This is a genomic window from Kitasatospora sp. NPDC088160, from assembly GCF_044741445.1.
In the GTDB taxonomy this organism is placed as follows: domain Bacteria; phylum Actinomycetota; class Actinomycetes; order Streptomycetales; family Streptomycetaceae; genus Kitasatospora.
Window position 1 is genome coordinate 1 of sequence record NZ_JBIUSS010000063.1, and the last position, 1,044, is coordinate 1,044.

1 protein-coding gene is annotated in these 1,044 nt (G+C 71.7%); it reads left to right on the top strand.

Annotation, left to right across the window (positions count from 1 at the left end; genetic code table 11):
• A partial coding sequence (locus ACIOGZ_RS41855; protein WP_400989921.1) for an IS4 family transposase occupies positions 1–1,044 on the top strand: 1,044 nt, incomplete at both ends.

A 1,044-nucleotide genomic window follows, 5' to 3' on the forward strand; every position in this document is an offset into this window, starting at 1 on the left:
CGGGTGGTTGTGTACTTCGTGCTGGCGATGTGCCTGTTCTTCGGGCAGGGCTACGAGGAGGTCGCCCGGCTGCTGGGTGAGGGGCTCGGGGACGGGCGGCGGTCGTGGCGGGTGCCCACGACCGCCGCGATCGGCCGGGCCCGCCGACGGCTGGGGGTCGAGCCGTTGAAGGTGCTGTTCGCGCGGGTCTGCCGCCCGCTGGCCGTGCCCGAAACGACGGGCGCCTGGTACCGGCGGTGGCGTGTGGTGGCAGTGGACGGCACCTGCCTGGACCTGGCGGACACCGACGCCAACACCGAGTTCTTCGGCCGGCACGTGTCCGGCCGTGGGGCGAGTGCGTTTCCGCAGGCCAGGGTGGTGGGGCTGGCCGAGTGCGGCACTCATGCGATGTTCGGCGCGGCCATTGGCCCGCTGTCGGTCAGTGAGCAGTCTTTGTCCCGGCGGCTGTTCCCCCTTCTGCGGGAGGGGATGCTGCTGCTGGCCGACCGGGGCTTCTACGGCTTCGAGCTGTGGCAGGCCGCACGGGCGAGCGGCGCGGACCTGCTGTGGCGGGTCCGCACCAACGCCGCCCTGCCCGTGCTGCGGGTCCTTTCCGACGGCTCCTACCTCAGCACTGTCCACGCCGAACCGGACCGAAAGAGCCGCCGCAACCCGGTGACCGTGCGGGTCGTCGAGTACACCCTGACCACGACCGGCGACCAGAGCGTCTACCGGCTGGTCACCACCGTCCTCGACCCCGAAGCGGCACCGGCAGCCGAGCTGGCCGCGCTCTACGTCCAGCGGTGGGAGATCGAGACCACGCTGGACGAGATCAAGACCCACCAGCGCGGCCCCAAACTCGTCCTGCGCTCGAAGTACCCGTGGGGCGTCGAGCAGGAGGTGTACGGACTCCTCCTGGTCCACCACGCCATCCGGCAGCTGATGCACCAGGCCGCCCTCAGCGAGGGCCTGGACCCCGACCGCCTGTCCTTCACCCGCAGCCTGCGGGTCGTACGCCGCCAGGTCCCCGCCCAGGCGGCGCTTTCCCCCCGGCACACTCGCCAG